This window comes from Mesorhizobium sp. HAY1-8B, assembly GCF_056868045.1.
The window spans coordinates 6636171-6654938 of the sequence record NZ_CP200321.1 but is presented as its reverse complement, the minus strand read 5'-3'; the positions used below and the strand labels follow the sequence as shown (position 1 = coordinate 6654938).

Below are 18768 nucleotides of genomic sequence, written 5' to 3'. Positions count from 1 at the left end.
GGTTCAGGCCTTTTGTGCTGCGTCGAGAAGTTTTCGGCCGAGCCGTATCAGGGCAACGTCGCTGCCGGAAGGGCCAAGCAGCGACAGGCCGAACGGTGCGCCGGCGACGGAGCCGATGGGCAAGGTGATCTGTGGAAAGCCGGAGAGCCCGGCGAGGCACAGAAGATGTAGCGCCCGCTCGCGATAGGCCTGGAACTGCTCCGGCGTCGAGTCGACATAGGGTGCCGGGCCCGGCACCGTCGGCAGGACAAGGAAGCCATCCTTGCCAAGCAGGGCGCCGAGTTCGCCGCGAAAGGTCAGGCGACGCACCTTCTCCGCCTGCGCTGTGCGGTCATCTACGGCGCGGCCGAAGCCGAAGCGCTCCTCGACGCCGGGGCCAAGGTCGCGCTCGCCGCTCGTGATCCAATCGCCATGCACGCCCCAGGCTTCCTTGGCCTGCAGGCGGCGAAAGCACCAATAGAGTTCATCCGGGGAAGAAGAGAAGTACGTCGTTGGCGTCGCCAGCGCACCGAAAACCGCGCCCGCCAGTGCCTTCATCCTAGTATATTCGGCCAGCGCGGGGCGCGCCACCATCTCGTCCAGCCAGGTGAGCGACAGTGGGCGGTCCAGCGAATGCTGGTGAGGGTCGCGGCCGAGCAGCAGCTTGCCGACGGTCTCGTAGGTCTCGATGTCGTCGGCGAACCAGCCGAAGGTGTCGAAGCTTGGCGCCAACTTCATCGTGCCATCGAGCGAAATGCGGCCATGCGTGGTGCGCAGCCCGATCAGCCCGCAAAAACTAGCCGGCGCGCGGATCGAGCCGCCAGTGTCGGAGCCGGTGGCAATGTCTGCAAGCCTGCCCGCCACCGCCGATGCCGAGCCCGACGAGGAGCCGCCGGTGACGCGGTCGGGAGCCGCGGGATTCACCGGAAACGGAAAATGCGCGTTCTGGCCGAACAGCGCGAAGGCAAGCTCGTCGGTCTGGGTCTTGCCGGCGAAGCGCGCGCCGGCATCGAGAATCGTCTGCACGGCGGGCGCCGTGCGCGAGGCGGCCTGGCCCTCGGCGAACTTCCGCAAATTGCCACAGCCGGTGCGGTAGCCGGCAACATCGTAGATGTCCTTGACCGCCAGCCGCAGGCCGGCGAGCGGGCCGAGTTCGGCGTGCGCCACCGGCATCTGGTGAAGATCGAGAAAGGCGTTGAAGGGGCCGTGCGTGCCTGTCATCGTTCGATATCCGGATACGGTTTTCCCAACATTGTTCGATGCCGGAATTTTTACAACCTGCGATACGATTTTTATTGATTGTGAAACCCTTCGCCCCTATATCGCGCTTGCCCAAAGTCGCACGTGCCTGTGGGTGTCCGCCGGTCCTCGAATGGTGAGGGAAATCGGTAAGGTAACTGGAGCTAACCCCTCCAGTCGGTTTAGCGGCCAACCGCCAGACCGAGGACACCTTGAAGCAACGACGGTGCGGGCCTTTCTGGTTCTCTGCCGGTTGTCCAAAGACCGGGGTTACTGAAGAGGCACACCTTCATTGCCGGCAGTGCGGAACGGGGTTCTCCCAATCCAAGCCAAGGCAGACAAAGCGAACCGAAGCCGGGCAAGGCTAGGTTCATCGCCGCGAGACGGCGTTTCATGGTTCCGGGGTCTCCACCGGCTGGTTCCATGGAATTTTCGTCCCGCCTTTGTTTGACCGCGTGTTCGCGAGGCCGACAGCCCGCGTCCGCACCCTTGTGCGCGCCGAAAGGCGTGATGGAGAAACCCGATGGCTACTCAGCGCATTCTCGACTTCCTCGCCACCCGACGTCCGTCCGGCCCCTGCCTCGTCGTCGACCTCGATGTCGTGCGCGACAATTTCCGCGCCTTCGAGAAGGCGCTGCCCGATTCCAAGATCTACTATGCGGTGAAAGCAAACCCGGCGCCGGAAATCCTGCGCCTCCTTGCTGCGATGGGCTCGTCCTTCGACACCGCTTCCGTTGCCGAAGTCGAGATGGCGATGGACGCGGGTGCGCCCGCGGACCGCATCTCCTTCGGCAACACCATCAAGAAGGAGCGTGACATCGCACGCGCCTACCAGCTCGGCATCCGCCTGTTCGCGGTCGACTGCGTCGAGGAGGTCGAGAAGATCGCCCGCGTCGCTCCCGGCGCGCGCGTGTTCTGCCGCGTGCTGACCGACGGCGAAGGCGCCGAGTGGCCGCTGTCGCGCAAGTTCGGCTGCGTGCCTGCCATGGCCGTCGACGTGCTGCGTCATGCCAAGGGCCTTGGCCTCGATGCCTACGGCGTGTCGTTCCACGTCGGCTCGCAGCAGACCGACCTGACCGCCTGGGACCGTGCGCTGGCCGACGCCAAGAAGGTGTTCGCCACGCTCGCCGAGGAAGGCATCGTGCTCAAGATGGTCAATATGGGCGGCGGTTTCCCGACCCGTTACCTCAAGGACGTGCCCGTGGCACAGGCCTACGGCCAGGCGATCTTCTCGGCGCTGCGCAAGCATTTCGGCAACGCGCTGCCCGAGACCATCATCGAGCCGGGTCGCGGCATGGTCGGCAATGCCGGTGTCATCAAGTCGGAAGTCGTGCTGATCTCCAAGAAGGCCGACAATGACAATGTGCGCTGGGTGTTCCTCGACATCGGCAAATTCGGCGGCCTCGCCGAGACCATGGACGAGGCGATCCGCTATCCCCTCGTCACCCGCCATGACGGCTCGGAGACCGCGCCTTGCGTGCTCGCCGGCCCGACCTGCGATTCGGCCGATGTGATGTACGAGAAGACGCCGTATCCGCTGCCCTTGTCGCTGACCATCGGCGACGAGGTGCTGATCGAAGGCACCGGCGCCTACACGACCACCTACTCGGCGGTCGCGTTCAACGGCTTCGAGCCTCTCCGATCCTACGTGATCTGACGGCACTTTCTCAGCGCATTTTCGAACGGCGAACCGGACACAACTTCGCCTGAAAATGCGCTGAGAGCCGGTCAGATCATCCCAGGTGGGCGCTTGTCGTCCACCCGGGTCTCGCTTGTGGAACAGATCTCCGCTCGTGAAGGATTGCGGAAATGGAAATGTCAGTTGAAATCGTAGCTCATGCGCCGGCCTTCTCCATGGTCGCCGAAACCGCCGCCGACATAGCTGTGCGCGAAGCCTTGCTCGATCGTGCCATGGGGCCGAAGCGCAAGACCAAATCGTCGGAGAAGCTGCGGCGTGGCCGCCGGCCCTCGGAAGGCCTGGCCTTCGTCGCGCGCGATGCGTCGGGCGGCGTGGTCGGCACGGTGCGGCTGTGGGATGTCACGCTGGGCGAGGGCGGTCCGGCAGCGCTGCTGCTTGGCCCGCTCGCCGTCGATCCGTCGCTCAAGAATGCAGGCATCGGCTCGGCGCTGATGCGTCATGCCGTGGCCGAGGCGGCGCGTCTCGGTCACGCGGCGATCCTGCTGGTTGGCGATGCGCCCTACTATGGACGTTTCGGCTTCTCGGCCGCCAGGACCGGATCGCTCGCCATGCCGGGACCCTATGAGCGGCACCGCCTGCTGGCGATGGAGCTGGTGGACGGCGCGCTCGACGGCGCGCACGGCACGCTGAAGGCTTCCGGCCGCAAGCTGAAGGCGTCGGCGCCGACAATGGCAGCCTGAGCGCCAAGTCTGCTCAAAACAAAACGCCGCCCGAAAAGGCGGCGTTTTTCGTGGGCCATGAGCCCATCGCGGCAATGGAGTCGGCTCAGCCGATCAACTGGCTGAGCGCCATGGCGACGGTCATATCGCCTTCGACTTTGATCTTGCCGGTCATGAACGCCATGGTCGGGTTCAGATCGCCAGCGATCAGCGAGTCGAGATCGTCGAGCGAGAGCTTGATGGTGCAGTCGGTCGGGGCATCGGTATTCGAGACGGTCGCGCCGTCGATGACGATGACGCCGTCGCTGCCGGTGTCGAATTTCACGGAACGATCGAATCCGCTGCTGGCCACGCGCGACTTGATCTTCTCGGCAATCTCCTGAACGCTCACGCTGTTCTCCCTGTCTGGTTGCATATATCGCGCAGGGCATTTCGGTCCGGCTGAAGCCCACGCAGCACTTCGCGATCATGGTCGCTGGCGCATATAGCTTTGGATTGACGTTTACGTCAACGCGAATTGCGGAGACTGGTTCCTATCGCCGCACCGGGCGAACCGTCGGGACCAGCCATGCCCGGCCAGTGCCGCTCAGTGCGCGCTGACCGGCTTGGCCGCCTCGGGCGCCGTGGTGCCGGCATCCTGCCGGCGGCGCAGCCATTTGTCGCGGATCTCGTCCTTGCTCAGGAAATTGACCTGGTCGATCAGAACCTCATGCACGAGGGTTGCGCCGACGCGGGTGTTGACGGTGTCGCGGATCGCGGCGCGGAAGGCGTCGAGGTCGATCGCCTCCTTCTTGCCGAAGTCGATCTGGGGGTGTGCGTAGAGATAGCTGTAGACCTGGTCGGTGATCAGCGCCTCGGCCGGAATCGACAATTTCTTTATCTGTTCCGGCTCGACGGTGTAGACGAGCTTGGCCAGGAAGTAGCCGTCGATCCTGGAATCGTGGATCAGCGGCACCGAAATAATGTCGGTCTTGACGTAATCCAGCCCGCCCAGCATGGGCTTCGGTTTCTCGCCGACGCCGCGGTCGCCCGCGGCCTGGAACGAATAGAAGACAGCGCCGAGCGTGGCGGCGCAGACCCAGACCGCGATGGCGATGACCTTTATCATTCGGAACTCGAGCCCGGCGTCACCGCGCTCTAGCCTTTCAGCCGGCCGAACTCGCCGGCGGAGTAGGTGCCGTCGGTTTCGGCACGCTGGATGGCGCTGCGCAACAGGTTGGCGACCTCGTTGACGGCGCTCAGATGCGCCAGGATCGCCGCCTCGTTCTTCGCCAGTTTCTGGCGCAGCCGGGTCAGGCCCTCGCGGTGCTGTTCGAGGAACTCGGCTTCGCTGCCGCCCTTCATGGCGCGCGTCAGTTCGTAGAGATAACGGCTCTTGCGGGCGTTCGACGCCTTGAGGTCATAACTGGTGTCGCTGCGGATGCCGGCGGTCTCTTCCTCGACCACCTCCTCGATGCGGCCAATGATGGCGGCAAGATTTCCAGGCCGCGCGAACGGGATCGGAGCCTCCGGCGCGGTCGTGCGCGCTGGCAGGTTGGCGGTGAATTCGGAAGAATCGGCCATGGTGTTTCCCAGTCTAGATCTTGGTGTCTGTTTTTATGGTTGTCTCGTCGCCGGTCATCGACCTGGCGGCCTTGCGCTGCAATTCCTGGACGAGCGAAGTGGACAGACGGGTTTGCTGATCGATCTCGGTCTTTTCCGGTCCATTTGAGACCGGGCCGATCGGCACCTTGCGCTTGCCGTCGAGATAGTGGTCGGCGAGCAGCGACTTGGCGATGCCGATGCCGCCGCGCTCGGCCATGACGTCGGCGACGCGCTCGGCCAGCTGCGATTTCCACATGTCGCCGGCAAGACCCGTGCCGTAGACGCCCTCGGTGTCCTTGGGCAGCATGTTCTGGATGAAGGTTTGCAGGACCATCGCCTCGAACTTCTTGAATTTCTTTGCCGGATCGGTTCCGGCCGCATGCTCGGCAGTGGCGCGCGACAGGATCGAGCCGGCATCGACCGACGCGGCGGTGTCGACCGAGAACGTGCCGGCAGCGCCGCCCGCACGCTTCGTCAGCGCGGCACGGGCAGCCTCGATGTCCGCCGGCTCCGCGGCTCGGGCGACATCCATAACGATGTCGCTGGGTGGAGAAATCGCCAAGAAGGTCCGCCTTTTGCCAGGTTTCCTTAGCCAGACCATGCCTCAACAAGCTTGTGGCAGGCTTGCGAAGAGAGGAGGGCGGGATGTGGAGGTGGATAGGGGACCGCTTCGCGCAGCAGCTGGCGTCGCTTGCTCGCCAACAGTCACGATTCCGCGTCGAGCGCAAAACGCTCGCAGCGCTCGCCGTCGGACTCATCGATGAAGCTCTCGATATGTTTGAAGCCGAGCTTCGCCAATATCCGCAGCGACGCGAAATTGCGCGTCGCCGCCTCGGCCGTCACCTGTTCGAGCGCCAGGGTTTCAAAGGCGTAACGCAGGACTTCGCGCGCGGCCTCGCTGCCCAGTCCGTTCCCCCAATGCACACGCGCCAGCACAAATCCCAATGCGGCTGCCCGGGCGTCGGTTGCGCCGAAGGACAGCGTTATGGTCCCGATCGCGTCCGATACTCCTGTTTGGTCTATGGACCACTGGATCGCCTTGCCATCGACGAACCGCTGACGCGAACGGGCGAACCATCGCTCGCCCGCGTCTATGTCGTCAGGAACGGGATCGCCGGCAAGAGAGGCGGATTCGAGATCCGTCGCGCGTGCGAACCATGCCGGGATATCGTTTTCGCTCGGCGCCCGAAGCACGAGCCTTGGTGTCGTGAGCCTGGGAAATCGGACTGCTTCCATGGGGGCATTTTGACCTGAGGCTGCGCCAATGCAACGGCGCCGGCGGACCGCCGACGGAAATGCGAAACAAAGCCTTCTTCGACAAACCAGGACTGCTGCCCGACGACACTCGGGTCCTCACCAAATTCCCTCAGCTACTCCTCGGCCCGCTTCTGCGCGATCAAATCAAGCCGTTCGCGGTCGGAGCGTTCGCGTTCGTCGCGGTTGCGCACATCCTTGTAGGCGCGCTCGACCATGTTGGTGCGCGCGTTTGCCGTGGCGATAAGGCCGACCTCCCGCCTGGCGCTTTCCAGGTTCTTTTCCTGGCACACCACCGCCTGCGCGATGCGGCGGTGATAGAGATCGGGGAACAGGCCGGAAAGGGAATTGTCCTGGTCGAAATGGCCGATCAATTCCCTGGCCTCGGCCTCGGCGGCGTTTGCCGCCGCCAGGAAGGTGGCGTGGCGGGTCTCGTGCAGTGCCTTCAGCTGTTCCTGCACCTTGACCAGTTTCTTCAGACGGTCCCTGCGCGTGCTCATCTCACCTCGCCAAAGTCAGGTCGACGAAGCCGTCGACGAACAGCGACAGCATGGTGCCGATGGCGAAATAGAAGATGATCATGCCGCCGGCGATGACGAAGGGCTGGGAGATGAAATAAATCGGGATCTGCGGGGTCAGCTTGTTGACGAAGCCGATCGTCAGATTGACCAGAATGGCGTAGGCGACAAACGGGCTGCCGAGGCGGATGACCAGGAAGAAGGTATCCGACACGGTGTCGGTGATGTCGACGAGCGCTGCCTGCGGGTTGAAGAAGACGTTGACCGGCGCGACCGTGTAGGACGCCACCAGCGCGCGGACGATCTCGTGGTCGAAATCGAAGACGAACAGCATCAGCAGCGCCGAGAACGAGATGATCGCGGCAAGGGCGGCCTGCGGTTCCGGTTCCTCGATCGCCGGCCCGCCGGAGCCGCCATAGCCGATCAGCATGGCAATCGCCGAGCCCATGAAGCGCAAGGCTTCCATGTAAAGCCTGGTCATGGCGCCGATCAGCCCGCCGACCAGAAGTTCCGAGATGATCATCGGCACCAGGATCTGCGGGCGCGGATCGACGAAGGGAATGATGCGGTCCCACAGGAAGGCGAGCAGGCCGCCAGTGGCGGCGACCGCCACGAACAGCCGGACCTGCACCGGCACGCGGGCGCTGGACAGGCCCGGCATCAGCATGAAGCAGGCGCCGATGCGGCAGAAGGCGAGGAACGCCGCGATGACGACGCTCTGCGAGAGAACGCTCACGATATGGTCCCGAGCACCTTGATCTCGACGCCCTTGGCGATTTCGACATGGGAGAGCACCGGCAGCGTGGTGAACAGGCGCTCGATGATCATGCGCACATAGGGGCGGGCGTCGGGCGCGGTGACGAGGACGAAGCGCTCGCCGGCCTCGAGGAATTTCTTGATCGCCTTGGTGGCGTCCTGGCCGAATTCCTCCAGCTGGCGCGGATCGATGTCGAATTCGCGCACCTCGCCCTTGGCGTCGCGCTTGAGGCTCTGGTGGAAGGCAAGGTCCCAGCGGTTGCCGAGGCGCAGCACCTTGAGCACGCCGCCTTCGGAGAGATCGCCGCAGATCTGCTGCGCCATGCGGATGCGGACATGCTCGACGATCTGCTCTGTGCGGCGCACATGCGGCGCGATCTCGGCGATGGCCTCGATGATCAGGTGCAGGTTGCGGATCGAGACGCGCTCGGCGAGCAGCAGCTTCAGCACCGCCTGCAGGCCGGGATAGGAGATGTGCGTGGTGCAGATCTCATCGGCGAGCTTGCGATACTCCTGGTCCTGGCGTTCGAGGAGGGCCTTCATGTCCTTGTAGGACAGGAGCTGCGGCAGGTTGTTGCGGATGACTTCGGAAAGATGCGTGAGCAGCACCGACATGTTGTCGGCGAAGGTGTAGTTCTCGCGCTTCAAATCCTCGGCGAAGGTTTCCATGACGGAATAGGCGCGCATCCCGAAGGCCGGCTCGCGGATTTCTTCGCCGGGTATTTCGGGCACTTCGCGGCTGCCGAGCAGCACCATGATCTCACCGACGCGCATCGAATATTCGGCCACCACCGTGCCGTGCACCTTGATCTGGTAGCTCTTCGGCGGAATGGCGAAGTCGTCGGCAACGCGCACTTCCGGCACGACGAAGCCGTATTGCTGGGCGAATTTCTTGCGCATCTTGGCCATGCGGAAGACCAGCTCCTGATGGGAGACCAGGAGCCGGGTCGACAGTTGCTTGCCGATCAGCAGTTCGATCTCGGCGGTGGCGAGCGAAGCCTTGACCGAGTTCTTCTCTTCCTCGGCCTTGGACACTTTCTCCTGGGCCTTCAGCGCCTCGGCCTCGGCGACCGCCCGGTTGTGGCGCATCGGAATGACGTAGCCGAGGCCGGCCATGCCGCCGGCCAGCGCGAAGAATGGAAACAGCGGCAGGCCGGGCATCAGGCCGAGCAGCACCAGCAGCGCCGCCGCGACGTAAAGCGCGCGCGGATGGGCGCCAAGCTGGCCGAACACGGCCTGGTTGGTCGAGCCACGGGTGCCGCCCTTGGAAACCAGCAGGCCCGCGGCGAGCGAGACGATCAGCGCCGGAATCTGGGTGACCAAGCCGTCACCGACCGACAGCTTGATGAACACATCGGCGGCCTCGCCCATGCCCATGCCGTGCCTGATGTAACCGATGGCGATGCCGCCGACGATGTTGATGGCGGTGATGATGAGGCCGGCGATGGCGTCGCCGCGCACGAATTTCGAGGCGCCGTCCATCGAGCCGAAGAAGGAGGATTCTTCTTCCAGTTCGCGGCGGCGCAACTGCGCGGTCTTGTCGTCGATCATGCCGGCGGAGAGATCGGCGTCGATCGACATCTGCTTGCCGGGGATGGCGTCGAGGGTGAAGCGGGCGCCGACTTCGGCGATACGGGTGGCACCCTTGGTGATGACGATGAAGTTCACCACGATCAGGATCATGAAGACGATGAGGCCGATGACAAAGTCGCTGGCCATCACCAGCTTGGAGAAACCGGCAATCACGTATCCGGCGGCATGCGTGCCCTCATTGCCATGCGACAGGATCATGCGCGTGGTGGCGATGTTGAGCGATAGCCTGAGCATCGTGGCGATGAGCAGCACGGTCGGGAACGAGGAGAAATCGAGCGGCCGCTGGATCCACAGCGCCACCATCAGGATCAGCACCGAAAGCGCGATCGAGAAGGCGAGGCCGATGTCGATGAGGAAAGCCGGGATCGGCAGGAACAGCACGGCCAGGATGATGACGATGCCGAGCGCGAAGAAGATGTCGCGGCCGTTCTTGGCCACCGCGCCGGGCTGGATGCTTTCGCTGATCGCCATTTAAGTCCTCGAAACCATAGGCTGCCGCGCATACGACAGCCCGGCGAGGGTAGCTGGCCAAGCTTGCGCGAGGGTGGGAGACTCTGTTTTATGCATGTCGTCTTCCCAAAGCCGCGGTCACTTTTGGGCGACACGCAGTGGGCGGATAGACGATCTCGCAAGAAGGAAAGCCCATGCTGCTGATCATCGGCACGATCCGCCTGCCGCCCAACAGGTTCGAGGAGGCAAGGTCCGCGATGGAGCGCATGATCTCGGGCAGCCGTGCCGAGGCTGGCTGCCTCGAATACTCTTATGCGCGGGATGTGCTCGACGCGGGGCTGATCCGGGTGACCGAGGTGTGGCGCGACCAGGCGGCACTCGATGCGCATTTCCGTTCGACGCACATCGCTGAGTGGCGCTCGAGCTGGCCGGCGCTTGGCATAGGCGAGCGCAACCTCGTGCGCTATGAGGCGGGTGAGCCGATGCCAAGCTGATCGGCCGCCGCTCGATAATCGTCTGCCGCCGGCAGACAATCAGGGCCCGGCCGTGTCGGCCGTGGCGACGCCGACCAGCCAGCGCCTGACGGCCCTTTCTTCCTCGGACGACAGGCCCTTTGTCAGTTCGCGCTCGATGGCATGCACCCGCTCGCGGCATTCCCGCAGCAACGCCTGTCCGCTGTCGCTGAGCTCGATATGCTGGATACGGCCATGGACGGCATGCGGCCTGCGCACCAGCGAACCGGCCCGTTCGAGATTGGCGACGATGACGCTGAGCGTTTGCGGGGTGAGCAGCGCCAACCGGGCCAGATCGGCGTTGGAGAGGCCGGGATAGGCGCCAAGCATGGTCAGCGTGGCAAATTGCGGCTGCGTCACGCCGAGATCGGCCAGCGCCCTGTCGACCCTCAGCCGATGCGCGCCAGCGGCCTGCCGCAGGAGATAGCCGAGATAGCCTTCCTCGCCGCGTTTGCCTTCGCCCGGAGCCGGAACCGTCGGATCTGCCTTGCGCATGATATCAGAGCTCTTATATGTTGTTCGTGCACTGATACTATGACGATGTGGAGGCCATGACGATGGGGCATAGAATTTTCCTTGCCGGCGCCGCGGGCGCCATCGGACAGCGGCTGATCCCACAGCTTCTGGCCGCCGGCCATCATGTGACGGGTACCACGCGCAGTACTGACAAGGCCGCGACATTGCGTGCCCTCGGCGTCGAACCGGTGATCGTGGATGTCTTCGATGCCGAGGCCCTGTCGCGTGGCATGCTTGCCGCACGGCCGGACATCGTCGTCCATCAGCTGACCGACCTGCCGCCGGGGCTGGATCCGAGCCGGATGGGCGAGGCAGTTGTTCGCAATGCCCGCATCCGCGACGAGGGTACCCGCAATCTGGTCGCGGCGGCCATCGCTTCCGGCGCTCGGCGCATGGTCGCCCAAAGCATCGCCTGGGCCTATGCGCCGGGACCGGAGCCGCATGGCGAAGCCGACCCGCTGGACGGCGGGGCGAGCGGCAACCGCGGCATCAGCGTCGGTGGCGTCATCGCCCTGGAAGGGGCTGTTCTCAATGCACCATTCGCCGGTGTCGTCCTGCGGTATGGCCAGCTCTATGGACCGGGAACGGGAACCGATACGCCTGCCGGCGCGTCGCCGGTGCATGTCGATGCTGCTGCCCATGCGGCGCTGCTCGCACTCGAAAAGGGTGCGCCCGGCGCCTTCAACGTGGCGGAACCCAACAAGGCTGTCTCAACGCAAAAGGCGGTCGAGGAACTGGGTTGGCGTGCTGATTTCCGTTTGCCTGCGTGAATTCGGAGACATCGATATGATCGGCAATCAAGCTCGTCTGCGCGCCGGCCAATCTGTTGTCGCGGTCAGCGCCGTCGGGGTTCTGTTCGCGCTCGCGGCAAAGTGGGCCGGCCCGGGTTTCACGGGCGTCGTGTCGACAGGCATGGAAATGCACACGCAAATGGCAAATGCCGATATGGACAGCGCTGCCGGGGCGCGGCCGAAGACGGTCGTTACGCCGGTCTCCTGCGAAAGACTGCCTGACGTGCCGGGCAAGTCTATCACCACGGTGATCGTGGCGTTTCCACCAAACGGTTTTACGCCTCGTCACCGGCATCCGGGCTCGGTCAGCGCCTTCGTCCTCAAGGGCACGCTGCGCTCGCAGCTCGAAGGTGCGCCGGCCGGTACCTACACCCAAGGACAGACATGGTTCGAGCCGCCTGGCGCGGTCCATCTGTTCGCCGAGAATGCCAGCACCACCGAGCCCGCCGAACTCCTGGCGACCTTCGTCGCCGACGACGATTGCGGACCGCTGACCATACCGGACTGACGGCGGAGCCGGCTGCCTCGCGATCAGAAGGCTGCAAGACGGAAATCAGCCGGTTTCACGGCCATAATGGCGCCTTTGATGTCGCCATTGTGGTTGTCATGGCGAGCCGCCCGGCGTATCAGGCGGGTCTGCCATTGCCCTTTGATATCGGCGAGCCGCCCCGGTGTTTTCCAGAAACGAACCGCAAGTCTACGCCCGCCGGCTGCGCGCGGTGCTTCTGAGATCAATTCCGCTGCTCGAGGCACGCGGCATCGCCGTGGTCATCCTGGCTGGCGTTATCGGCGTGATGGCGGGCATACTGGTTACGGCGATGAGCCAGATCGTGCAGGATCTGCACGGGCTGCTGTTCGGTGTTCAGCCCGGCGGCCGGCTTTCCGGCATGTTCTCGCTCGCCAATCCAATGCAGGCGCTGATCCCGGCGATCGGCGGCATTCTGCTCGGGCTAAGCGTGATCTGGCTGAGAAAGCGCAAATTCCGCACGCCCGTCGATCCGATCGAGGCCAACGCGCTCTACGGCGGGCGCATGTCGCTGACCGACACGTTCATCATCGCCGGCCAGACCATGATCTCCAGCGGCTTCGGCGCGTCGGTCGGATTGGAAGCCGGCTACACGCAGGTCGGGTCCGGCCTGGCATCGCGGCTGGCGCGCATCTTCAGGCTGCGCCGCAACGATGTCCGTGTCCTCGTCGGCTGCGGCGCGGCCGGCGCCATCGCCGCCGCCTTCGATGCGCCGCTGACTGGTGCCTTCTATGGCTTCGAGCTGGTCATCGGCATCTACTCGGTCGCCAATGTCGCGCCGGTCATGACGGCCGCGATCTGCGCTTCGCTGACGGCGGAAATGTTCGGCGGCGTGCCCTTTCCGCTCGAGCTTTCGGGACTGCCGCAACTCACCGCCAGCCAGTACGTGCCGTTCCTGCTGCTCGGGCTGCTCGGCGGCGCCGCTTCCATCGCCATCATGCAGCTGGTGACGCTGATCGAACGTGGTTTCAACAGGCTGTCGGTCGATACCTCGCTGCGCCCCGTCATCGGCGGCGTCATCGTCGGCCTCTTGGGGCTGATCACGCCGCAGGTTCTGTCCAGCGGCCACGGCGCGCTGCATCGCGAGTTCGCCATGAACTATGGTTTGGCCGTGGTGGCCAGCGTCTTCGTGCTGAAATTGGCGGCGTCGGCGATCTCACTTGGTTCGGGCTTTCGCGGCGGCCTGTTCTTTGCGTCGCTGTTCCTCGGTGCGCTGCTCGGCAAGGCATTCGCCGGCGTGATGGCGCTGGTTTCGCCGGCAACCGGTATCGACCCCTCGGTCGCCGCCGTCGTCGGCATGACCTCGCTTGCCGTCGGTGTCGTCGGCGGTCCGCTGACGATGACCTTCCTGGCGCTGGAATCGACCCGCGACCTGACACTGACAGGCGTCGTGCTGGCGGCCTCGATCATGGCGGCGATCCTGGTGCGCGAGACATTCGGCTATTCGTTCTCGACATGGCGCTTCCACCTGCGTGGCGAGACGATCCGCAGCGCCCACGATGTCGGCTGGATGCGCAGCCTTACCGTCGGCTCGATGATGCGCAAAGACATCAAGACCATTGATGCCTCGACGACTCTGGCCGCCTTCCGCAAGCAAATCCCGCTCGGCTCCGCCCAGCGCGTCATCGCCGTCGACCCGGGCGATCAGTATGTCGGCGTGCTGATCGTGGCCGAACTGCACAGCGATCCCTCTGGCGGCGACGTGCCGGTACGCGATCTTGCCCAGTACAAGGATGCGGTTCTGGTGCCCAGCATGAACGTGCAGGCCGCGGCCGAGACGTTCCAGCGTGCTGGCGCCGAGGAACTGGCCGTCGTCGAGGATTTCACCGACCACATCGTGCTTGGGCTGCTGACCGAGGGGCATCTGATGCGGCGCTATGCCGAGGAGCTCGAGAAAGCGCGTCGGGACCTGTCCGGCGAGGGGTAGAGGTTCTCCCTGCGTGTTCCCGACGGCTGCGGCTCTTACTTCAAGCCGACAGATCTTCCCAGCTTGCAAGCCTGGCCCAGCCATTGGCGAGGTCGGGGCGGCACGCGTGGCTTGCCAGCTGTGCAGTGGTACTGTACAGATTGTTAAGTGGAGCGAGGAGACAGCATGCGCAAGGCCTCTGGCGCGGCTTCGGTAAAGACGGGCGATGCACCCGCAGCGACCCGTGCACATGAGGTGCTGGGCATGCGCCTCAAGAGCCTTCGCCTCGCCCGCAGGCTGTCATTGCGGGAACTTGCGGAGGCGACTGGAACCAGCGCCAGTTTCATCAGCCAGCTTGAACGCGGCCTGACCGGGGCCAGCACCGCATCGCTCAACCAGATGGCTTCGGTGCTTGGCGTCAGCGTCGCCATGTTGTTCGAGGAAAGCGCGGCGCAAAACCATGGCGTTCTGAGACGAAGCGAGCGGCCGAGCCTGCCGCCCAGCGACGGCTGCCGCAAGATGCTGTTGTCGCGCCCGCCGCTGAGCGACATGGAAGTCTATGTCGGGGAATTCGACATTGGCGGCTCGACCGGGCCCGATCGTTACACTCATGGCGACGCGCACGAGATGCTCGTCGTGCTGCGCGGGATCGTCGAGGTCTCGCTGGGCGAGGCGCGCCACGTGCTCGAGGAGGGCGACAGCATCGAATACACGACGTCGACACCGCATCGCTCAGAGAACATCGGCAGTGGCCGAGCCGAAGTGATGTGGATCATCGCGCCGCCGACCTCGGCGCGCGCCGAACTTGAACAATACACGGCCTGGAAACCGCTCGCGGCCAGGTAGTCCGATCAAAACGCGGGCATGAATGGGAGAGTTAGTGTGATGTTTAAATCGAGATTTGCAGGCCTTGGCGCCATTCTGGCGCTTGGCGTTGTGGCCGGCGCGGCCTTTGCGCAGGACAAGCCGGTGGCGGGCGAGGTGAAGGAAGGCTCGCTCAAGGGCAAGACCCTGACGCTCGTTTCCTATGGCGGCATCTACCAGGACGGCCAGGCGGCGGCGCTGAAGGAATTCGTCGACAAGTCCGGTGTCAAGCTGCTCAATGACGGCCCGACCGAGATCGCAAAGTTGCAGGCGCAGGTCGAGTCCGGCAATGTCACCTGGGACGTTGTCGATACCGACGACCTGCCGCCTTACGTCTATTGCGGCAAGCTGTTCCAGAAGCTGGATCTGACGAAGCTCGACGTCTCGAAAATCCCGGAAGGTCAGGTCGGCGAATGCTCGGTGCCGGCGATGAACTACGGCGTCGTGCTGATGTACAACACCGAGAAGTACAAGGACAATCCGCCCAAGAGCTGGGCCGACTTCTTCGACACGGCAAAGTTCCCGGGCGTGCGCGGAATTGACGGCTCCGGCAGCCCGACCGGCGGCTTGCTCGAACAGGCGTTCAAGGTCGCCGGCGGCGATCCGAAGGCGATGACGGTGGCCGATATCGACAAGGCCATCGACGTGGTCCGCAAGCTCGGCCCCGACACGATTTTCTGGAAGACGGGTGCCGAATCGCAGCAACTCGCCGAATCCGGCGAAGCCGATATGCTGATGATGTGGACTGGCCGCGCCATGACTGCGGTCAAGAACGGCGCCAAATATGCGCCCGCCTGGCAGGATTGGCTGGTGGTGATGGACCAGATGACGATCCCGGTCGGCGTCAAGGACACGGACGCGTCCTACGCGCTGCTCAATGCCTATCTCGGCAAGCATGCCCAGGAGGTCCTGGCGGAGCAGACGTCCTATACGCCGATCAACAGCGACGCGCAGCCCAAGGTCGACGCTTCCGTCGCCGCCTTCCTGACCAATACTCCGGACCGCCAGAAGCAGGGCTACAAGCAGAACTTCAAGTTCTGGGTTCCCAACTTCGCGGTGGCGCAGGAGAAGTGGTCGGCGCTGATGGCCGGCAACTGACCGGCTGAAGCAAAGGCAAGGCCCGTGAGCGCGTACGAACCGGCGACGCCATCCGCCCCGAAACGGGCCGGATGGGCATGGCGGCCGTTCGCGCTCACGCTGCCGGCGCTGTTGTTGCTTGCCGCGGTGATAGGCTATCCGCTGCTCACCATCGTGCTGCGCAGCCTGTCGGAACCGCAATGGGGCGCGCAGAACTACGTCTGGTTCTTCGGCGCGCCCATCAATCTCACGGTGCTACAGCGCACTTTCACCATCTCGGCCTGGGTGACGATCGTCTGCGTGATCTGCGCTTATCCTTACGCCTACCTGATGACCGCCGTCGGGCCGCGCGTGCGGCTCGTCCTGGTGCTCTGCGTGCTCATCCCGTTCTGGGTAAGCGGCGTCGTGCGCACGCTCTCCTGGGTGATCCTTTTGCAGGATTCAGGCGTCATCAATTCGCTGCTGCGCGCGGCCGGTTTTGACGGCATCCGGCTGATCCGTACCCAGACCGGCGTGGTGATCGGCATGGCGCAAGTGCTTCTGCCCTTCATGATCCTGCCGCTCTACTCGGTGATGAAGGGCATCGACCTCAGGCTGATGCGGGCTGCGCAAAGCCTGGGTGCGCGACCTTCGCGTGCGTTCTTTACCGTCTACCTGCCGCTGTCGCTGCCCGGCGTCTATGCTGGCGCGATCATCGTCTTCATCCTGGCGCTCGGCTTCTACATCACGCCGGCGCTGCTCGGCGGGCCGCGCTCGACCATGCTGTCGACGCTGGTGCAGACCCAGGTGCTCAGCCTGCTGCAATGGGGCCGCGGCGGCGCCATGGGCGTGGTGCTGCTGGTCACCACGTTCGTGCTTCTGGCGCTCGCGGCACCCGTGATGCGCTCGCGATACCGGGAAGCAGGACGGAGCTGATGGAGATGAAGCCTCTCACCCGCGTGATCCTCGGCCTCGTCTGCCTGCTGGTGGCGATATGGCTTGTCGCGCCGACGCTGGTCGTGGTGCCGATGTCGTTCAACGAGAACAAGTCGCTGGCCTTCCCGCCGCAAGGCTTCTCCTGGCAGTGGTACCAGAATTTCTTCACCAATCCGGACTGGTCGTCGAGCTTCCTCAACTCGCTGAAGGTCGCCTCGGTGGTGGCGGTGCTGGCGACGGTGCTTGGCACGCTCGCTGCCTTCGGCCTCGACCGCATGAAGGCCGGGCCCGCCACACTGTTGCGGATGCTGATGCTGACGCCGATGGTGGTGCCCGGCGTGGTGCTGGCCATTGGCATCTACGCCGTCTATCTCGACACCCATCTCGTCGGCACGCTGCTGGGCTTCGTGCTTGCCCACACCGTCCTTGCGCTGCCCTTCGTGCTGATCGCGGTCTCCGCCAGCCTCGAAGTGTTCGACAGGCGCCTCGAGACGGCGGCGGCGAGCCTCGGTGCGGGAGCGCTGACCACGTTTCGCACGGTGACGCTGCCGCTGATCCTGCCCGGCATGCTGTCCGGCCTGCTCTTTGCCTTCGCCACCTCCTTTGACGAGATCGTCGTGTCGCTGTTCATCACCAACCCCTACCTCAAGACCTTGCCCGTGCAGATATTCTCCTCCATCACCCGCGACGCCGACCCGACGGTTGCCGCCGTCGGCACGATCCTGCTTTTGGCCACCACGATCCTGATCGGCGGCGGCATGCTTCTTCTTGGCCACGAGCGGAAAGGACGCCCATGAAGCCGGGACAGGAGAGCAAGGGCGCGGCGATCGATCTCGAATCGATCAGCAAGGCCTATGGCGGCTTCAAGGCGCTGGATGGCGTTTCGCTGCGGATCGAGCCCGGCGAGTTCATGACGCTGCTTGGCCCGAGCGGTTCCGGCAAGACCACGACGCTGAACGTCGTGGCCGGCTTTACCGACGTGACCAGTGGCAAGCTGCAGGTCGGCGGCAAGAGCGTGGTCGGCGTGCCGGCGCACAAGCGCAACATCGGCGTTGTCTTCCAGCACTACGCGCTTTTCCCGCATATGAGCGTCGGCCGCAACGTCGCCTATCCGCTGACGCTGCGTGGCGTCGACCCGGCAGAGCGAAAAGCGCGCGTGGCAAGAGCGCTGGACATGGTCAAGATGGGCGACTTCGCGCATCGTTATCCCAGCGAACTGTCGGGCGGCCAGCAGCAGCGCGTAGCGCTGGCCCGCGCCATCGTCTTCGATCCGCCGCTGCTTTTGATGGACGAGCCGCTCGGCGCGCTCGACAAGAAGCTGCGCGAATGGCTGCAGCTCGAGATCAAGCGCATCCATCGTGAGCTCGGCACCACCTTCGTCTATGTGACGCACGACCAGGAGGAGGCGCTGGTCCTGTCGGACCGCATCGCCGTCTTCAACCGCGGGCGAATCGAGCAGGTCGGCACCGGCCGGGAGCTCTACGACGAACCGACGACGCTGTTCGTCGGGCGCTTCATCGGCGATTCCACGGTGCTGCGCGGAGAGGCGCGAAGCGACGGCGCGAGCACGGCGCTGAGCATCGCCGGTGAGACGGTGACTGCGCCGCGGCGGATGGCGGGCGAAGCCAGCCCAGTCATGTTGCTGCGCCCCGAAAAGCTTGCCATCCGCCGGCCCGGCCAAAGCGCGACGGGCACCAACAACCGGCTGCCGGGGACGATCGCGGAAGCCATCTATCTCGGCTCGGGATCGAAATATGAAGTCAGGCTCGCCGACGGCTCCACGGCGATCGTGCGCTCGCCGCTGACCGGCGAGAGTTTTGGCCTGGGCGAGAAGGTGGAGCTTTGCTTCAACGGTGCCGATGCCAAGCTTCTGGCCGATGACAGCACGGCCGACGCGACGCTGACCTGATCCAATCAACCTGAAAGTCAT

General features: G+C 64.4%; 21 protein-coding genes. 11 read left to right on the top strand and 10 right to left on the bottom strand.

The features are described from left to right. Positions 1-3 precede the first annotated feature (3 nt). Positions 4-1200, bottom strand: coding sequence for an amidase (locus tag AC1VON_RS32010; protein ID WP_483126065.1), 1197 nt, complete (start codon positions 1198-1200; stop codon positions 4-6). 541 nt (positions 1201-1741) lie between these two features. Between AC1VON_RS32010 and odc2 the strand changes: the two genes are divergently transcribed. Next, positions 1742-2875 carry an ornithine/lysine decarboxylase gene (gene odc2, locus AC1VON_RS32005; RefSeq protein WP_056578400.1) on the top strand — a complete coding sequence of 378 codons (1134 nt, stop codon included), beginning with the start codon at positions 1742-1744 and terminating at the stop codon, positions 2873-2875. Between the two features lie 152 nt (positions 2876-3027). Then, complete coding sequence (locus tag AC1VON_RS32000; RefSeq protein ID WP_483126064.1) at positions 3028-3597, top strand: GNAT family N-acetyltransferase; 570 nt, start codon at positions 3028-3030, stop codon at positions 3595-3597. 85 nt (positions 3598-3682) lie between these two features. Here the strand turns inward: AC1VON_RS32000 and AC1VON_RS31995 are convergent, their stop codons facing one another. The 8 genes from AC1VON_RS31995 to flhA all read right to left on the bottom strand — a co-directional run bounded on the left by AC1VON_RS31995 (position 3683) and on the right by flhA (position 9752). Continuing rightward, positions 3683-3967: an SCP2 sterol-binding domain-containing protein gene (locus AC1VON_RS31995; RefSeq protein WP_013529756.1), complete on the bottom strand. Its 285-nt coding sequence runs from the start codon at positions 3965-3967 to the stop codon at positions 3683-3685. A gap of 195 nt (positions 3968-4162) precedes the next feature. Beyond that, a complete protein-coding gene (locus AC1VON_RS31990) occupies positions 4163-4684 on the bottom strand; it encodes a hypothetical protein (RefSeq protein ID WP_483126063.1) in 522 nt (173 codons plus the stop codon). Between the two features lie 29 nt (positions 4685-4713). Further along, positions 4714-5139 (bottom strand): hypothetical protein, encoded by a 426-nt coding sequence (locus AC1VON_RS31985; protein ID WP_172348735.1) that lies wholly within the window; start codon positions 5137-5139, stop codon positions 4714-4716. 13 nt (positions 5140-5152) lie between these two features. Then, on the bottom strand, positions 5153-5761 hold the full coding sequence (locus tag AC1VON_RS31980; RefSeq protein ID WP_172348736.1) for a rod-binding protein: 609 nt from the start codon (positions 5759-5761) through the stop codon (positions 5153-5155). Positions 5762-5865: 104 nt separating this feature from the next. Further along, positions 5866-6396 carry a GNAT family N-acetyltransferase gene (locus AC1VON_RS31975; protein WP_483126062.1) on the bottom strand — a complete coding sequence of 177 codons (531 nt, stop codon included), beginning with the start codon at positions 6394-6396 and terminating at the stop codon, positions 5866-5868. Between the two features lie 134 nt (positions 6397-6530). Continuing rightward, positions 6531-6914: a hypothetical protein gene (locus AC1VON_RS31970; RefSeq protein WP_483126061.1), complete on the bottom strand. Its 384-nt coding sequence runs from the start codon at positions 6912-6914 to the stop codon at positions 6531-6533. Position 6915: 1 nt separating this feature from the next. After that, positions 6916-7668: a flagellar biosynthetic protein FliR gene (fliR, locus tag AC1VON_RS31965; RefSeq protein ID WP_038649353.1), complete on the bottom strand. Its 753-nt coding sequence runs from the start codon at positions 7666-7668 to the stop codon at positions 6916-6918. After that, complete coding sequence (gene flhA / locus AC1VON_RS31960) at positions 7665-9752, bottom strand: flagellar biosynthesis protein FlhA (protein ID WP_483126060.1); 2088 nt, start codon at positions 9750-9752, stop codon at positions 7665-7667. The genes fliR and flhA overlap by 4 nt, the downstream gene beginning before the upstream one ends. Before the next feature lie 173 nt (positions 9753-9925). Between flhA and AC1VON_RS31955 the strand changes: the two genes are divergently transcribed. Continuing rightward, positions 9926-10225 (top strand): putative quinol monooxygenase, encoded by a 300-nt coding sequence (locus AC1VON_RS31955; protein WP_483126059.1) that lies wholly within the window; start codon positions 9926-9928, stop codon positions 10223-10225. 39 nt (positions 10226-10264) lie between these two features. On the opposite strand, the gene AC1VON_RS31950 is transcribed toward AC1VON_RS31955, so the two are convergent. Beyond that, a complete protein-coding gene (locus AC1VON_RS31950; RefSeq protein ID WP_172348741.1) occupies positions 10265-10738 on the bottom strand; it encodes a MarR family winged helix-turn-helix transcriptional regulator in 474 nt (157 codons plus the stop codon). 62 nt (positions 10739-10800) lie between these two features. Between AC1VON_RS31950 and AC1VON_RS31945 the strand changes: the two genes are divergently transcribed. The 8 genes from AC1VON_RS31945 (at position 10801) to AC1VON_RS31910 (ending at position 18747) form a co-directional block, all read left to right on the top strand. Then, on the top strand, positions 10801-11529 hold the full coding sequence (locus AC1VON_RS31945) for an NAD-dependent epimerase/dehydratase family protein (protein WP_483126058.1): 729 nt from the start codon (positions 10801-10803) through the stop codon (positions 11527-11529). A 16-nt stretch (positions 11530-11545) separates the two neighbouring features. After that, positions 11546-12058 carry a cupin domain-containing protein gene (locus AC1VON_RS31940; RefSeq protein ID WP_483126057.1) on the top strand — a complete coding sequence of 171 codons (513 nt, stop codon included), beginning with the start codon at positions 11546-11548 and terminating at the stop codon, positions 12056-12058. 163 nt (positions 12059-12221) lie between these two features. Further along, positions 12222-14003 carry a chloride channel protein gene (locus tag AC1VON_RS31935; protein WP_483126056.1) on the top strand — a complete coding sequence of 594 codons (1782 nt, stop codon included), beginning with the start codon at positions 12222-12224 and terminating at the stop codon, positions 14001-14003. Positions 14004-14168: 165 nt separating this feature from the next. Continuing rightward, positions 14169-14828, top strand: coding sequence for a helix-turn-helix domain-containing protein (locus tag AC1VON_RS31930; protein ID WP_172348745.1), 660 nt, complete (start codon positions 14169-14171; stop codon positions 14826-14828). A 39-nt stretch (positions 14829-14867) separates the two neighbouring features. Further along, complete coding sequence (locus AC1VON_RS31925; protein ID WP_172348746.1) at positions 14868-15944, top strand: extracellular solute-binding protein; 1077 nt, start codon at positions 14868-14870, stop codon at positions 15942-15944. 24 nt (positions 15945-15968) lie between these two features. After that, positions 15969-16838, top strand: coding sequence for an ABC transporter permease (locus tag AC1VON_RS31920; RefSeq protein WP_483126055.1), 870 nt, complete (start codon positions 15969-15971; stop codon positions 16836-16838). Further along, positions 16838-17635: an ABC transporter permease gene (locus tag AC1VON_RS31915; RefSeq protein ID WP_172348748.1), complete on the top strand. Its 798-nt coding sequence runs from the start codon at positions 16838-16840 to the stop codon at positions 17633-17635. Before AC1VON_RS31920 ends, AC1VON_RS31915 begins: the two co-directional genes overlap by 1 nt. Then, positions 17632-18747 carry an ABC transporter ATP-binding protein gene (locus AC1VON_RS31910; protein ID WP_483126054.1) on the top strand — a complete coding sequence of 372 codons (1116 nt, stop codon included), beginning with the start codon at positions 17632-17634 and terminating at the stop codon, positions 18745-18747. Before AC1VON_RS31915 ends, AC1VON_RS31910 begins: the two co-directional genes overlap by 4 nt. Positions 18748-18768 lie beyond the last annotated feature (21 nt).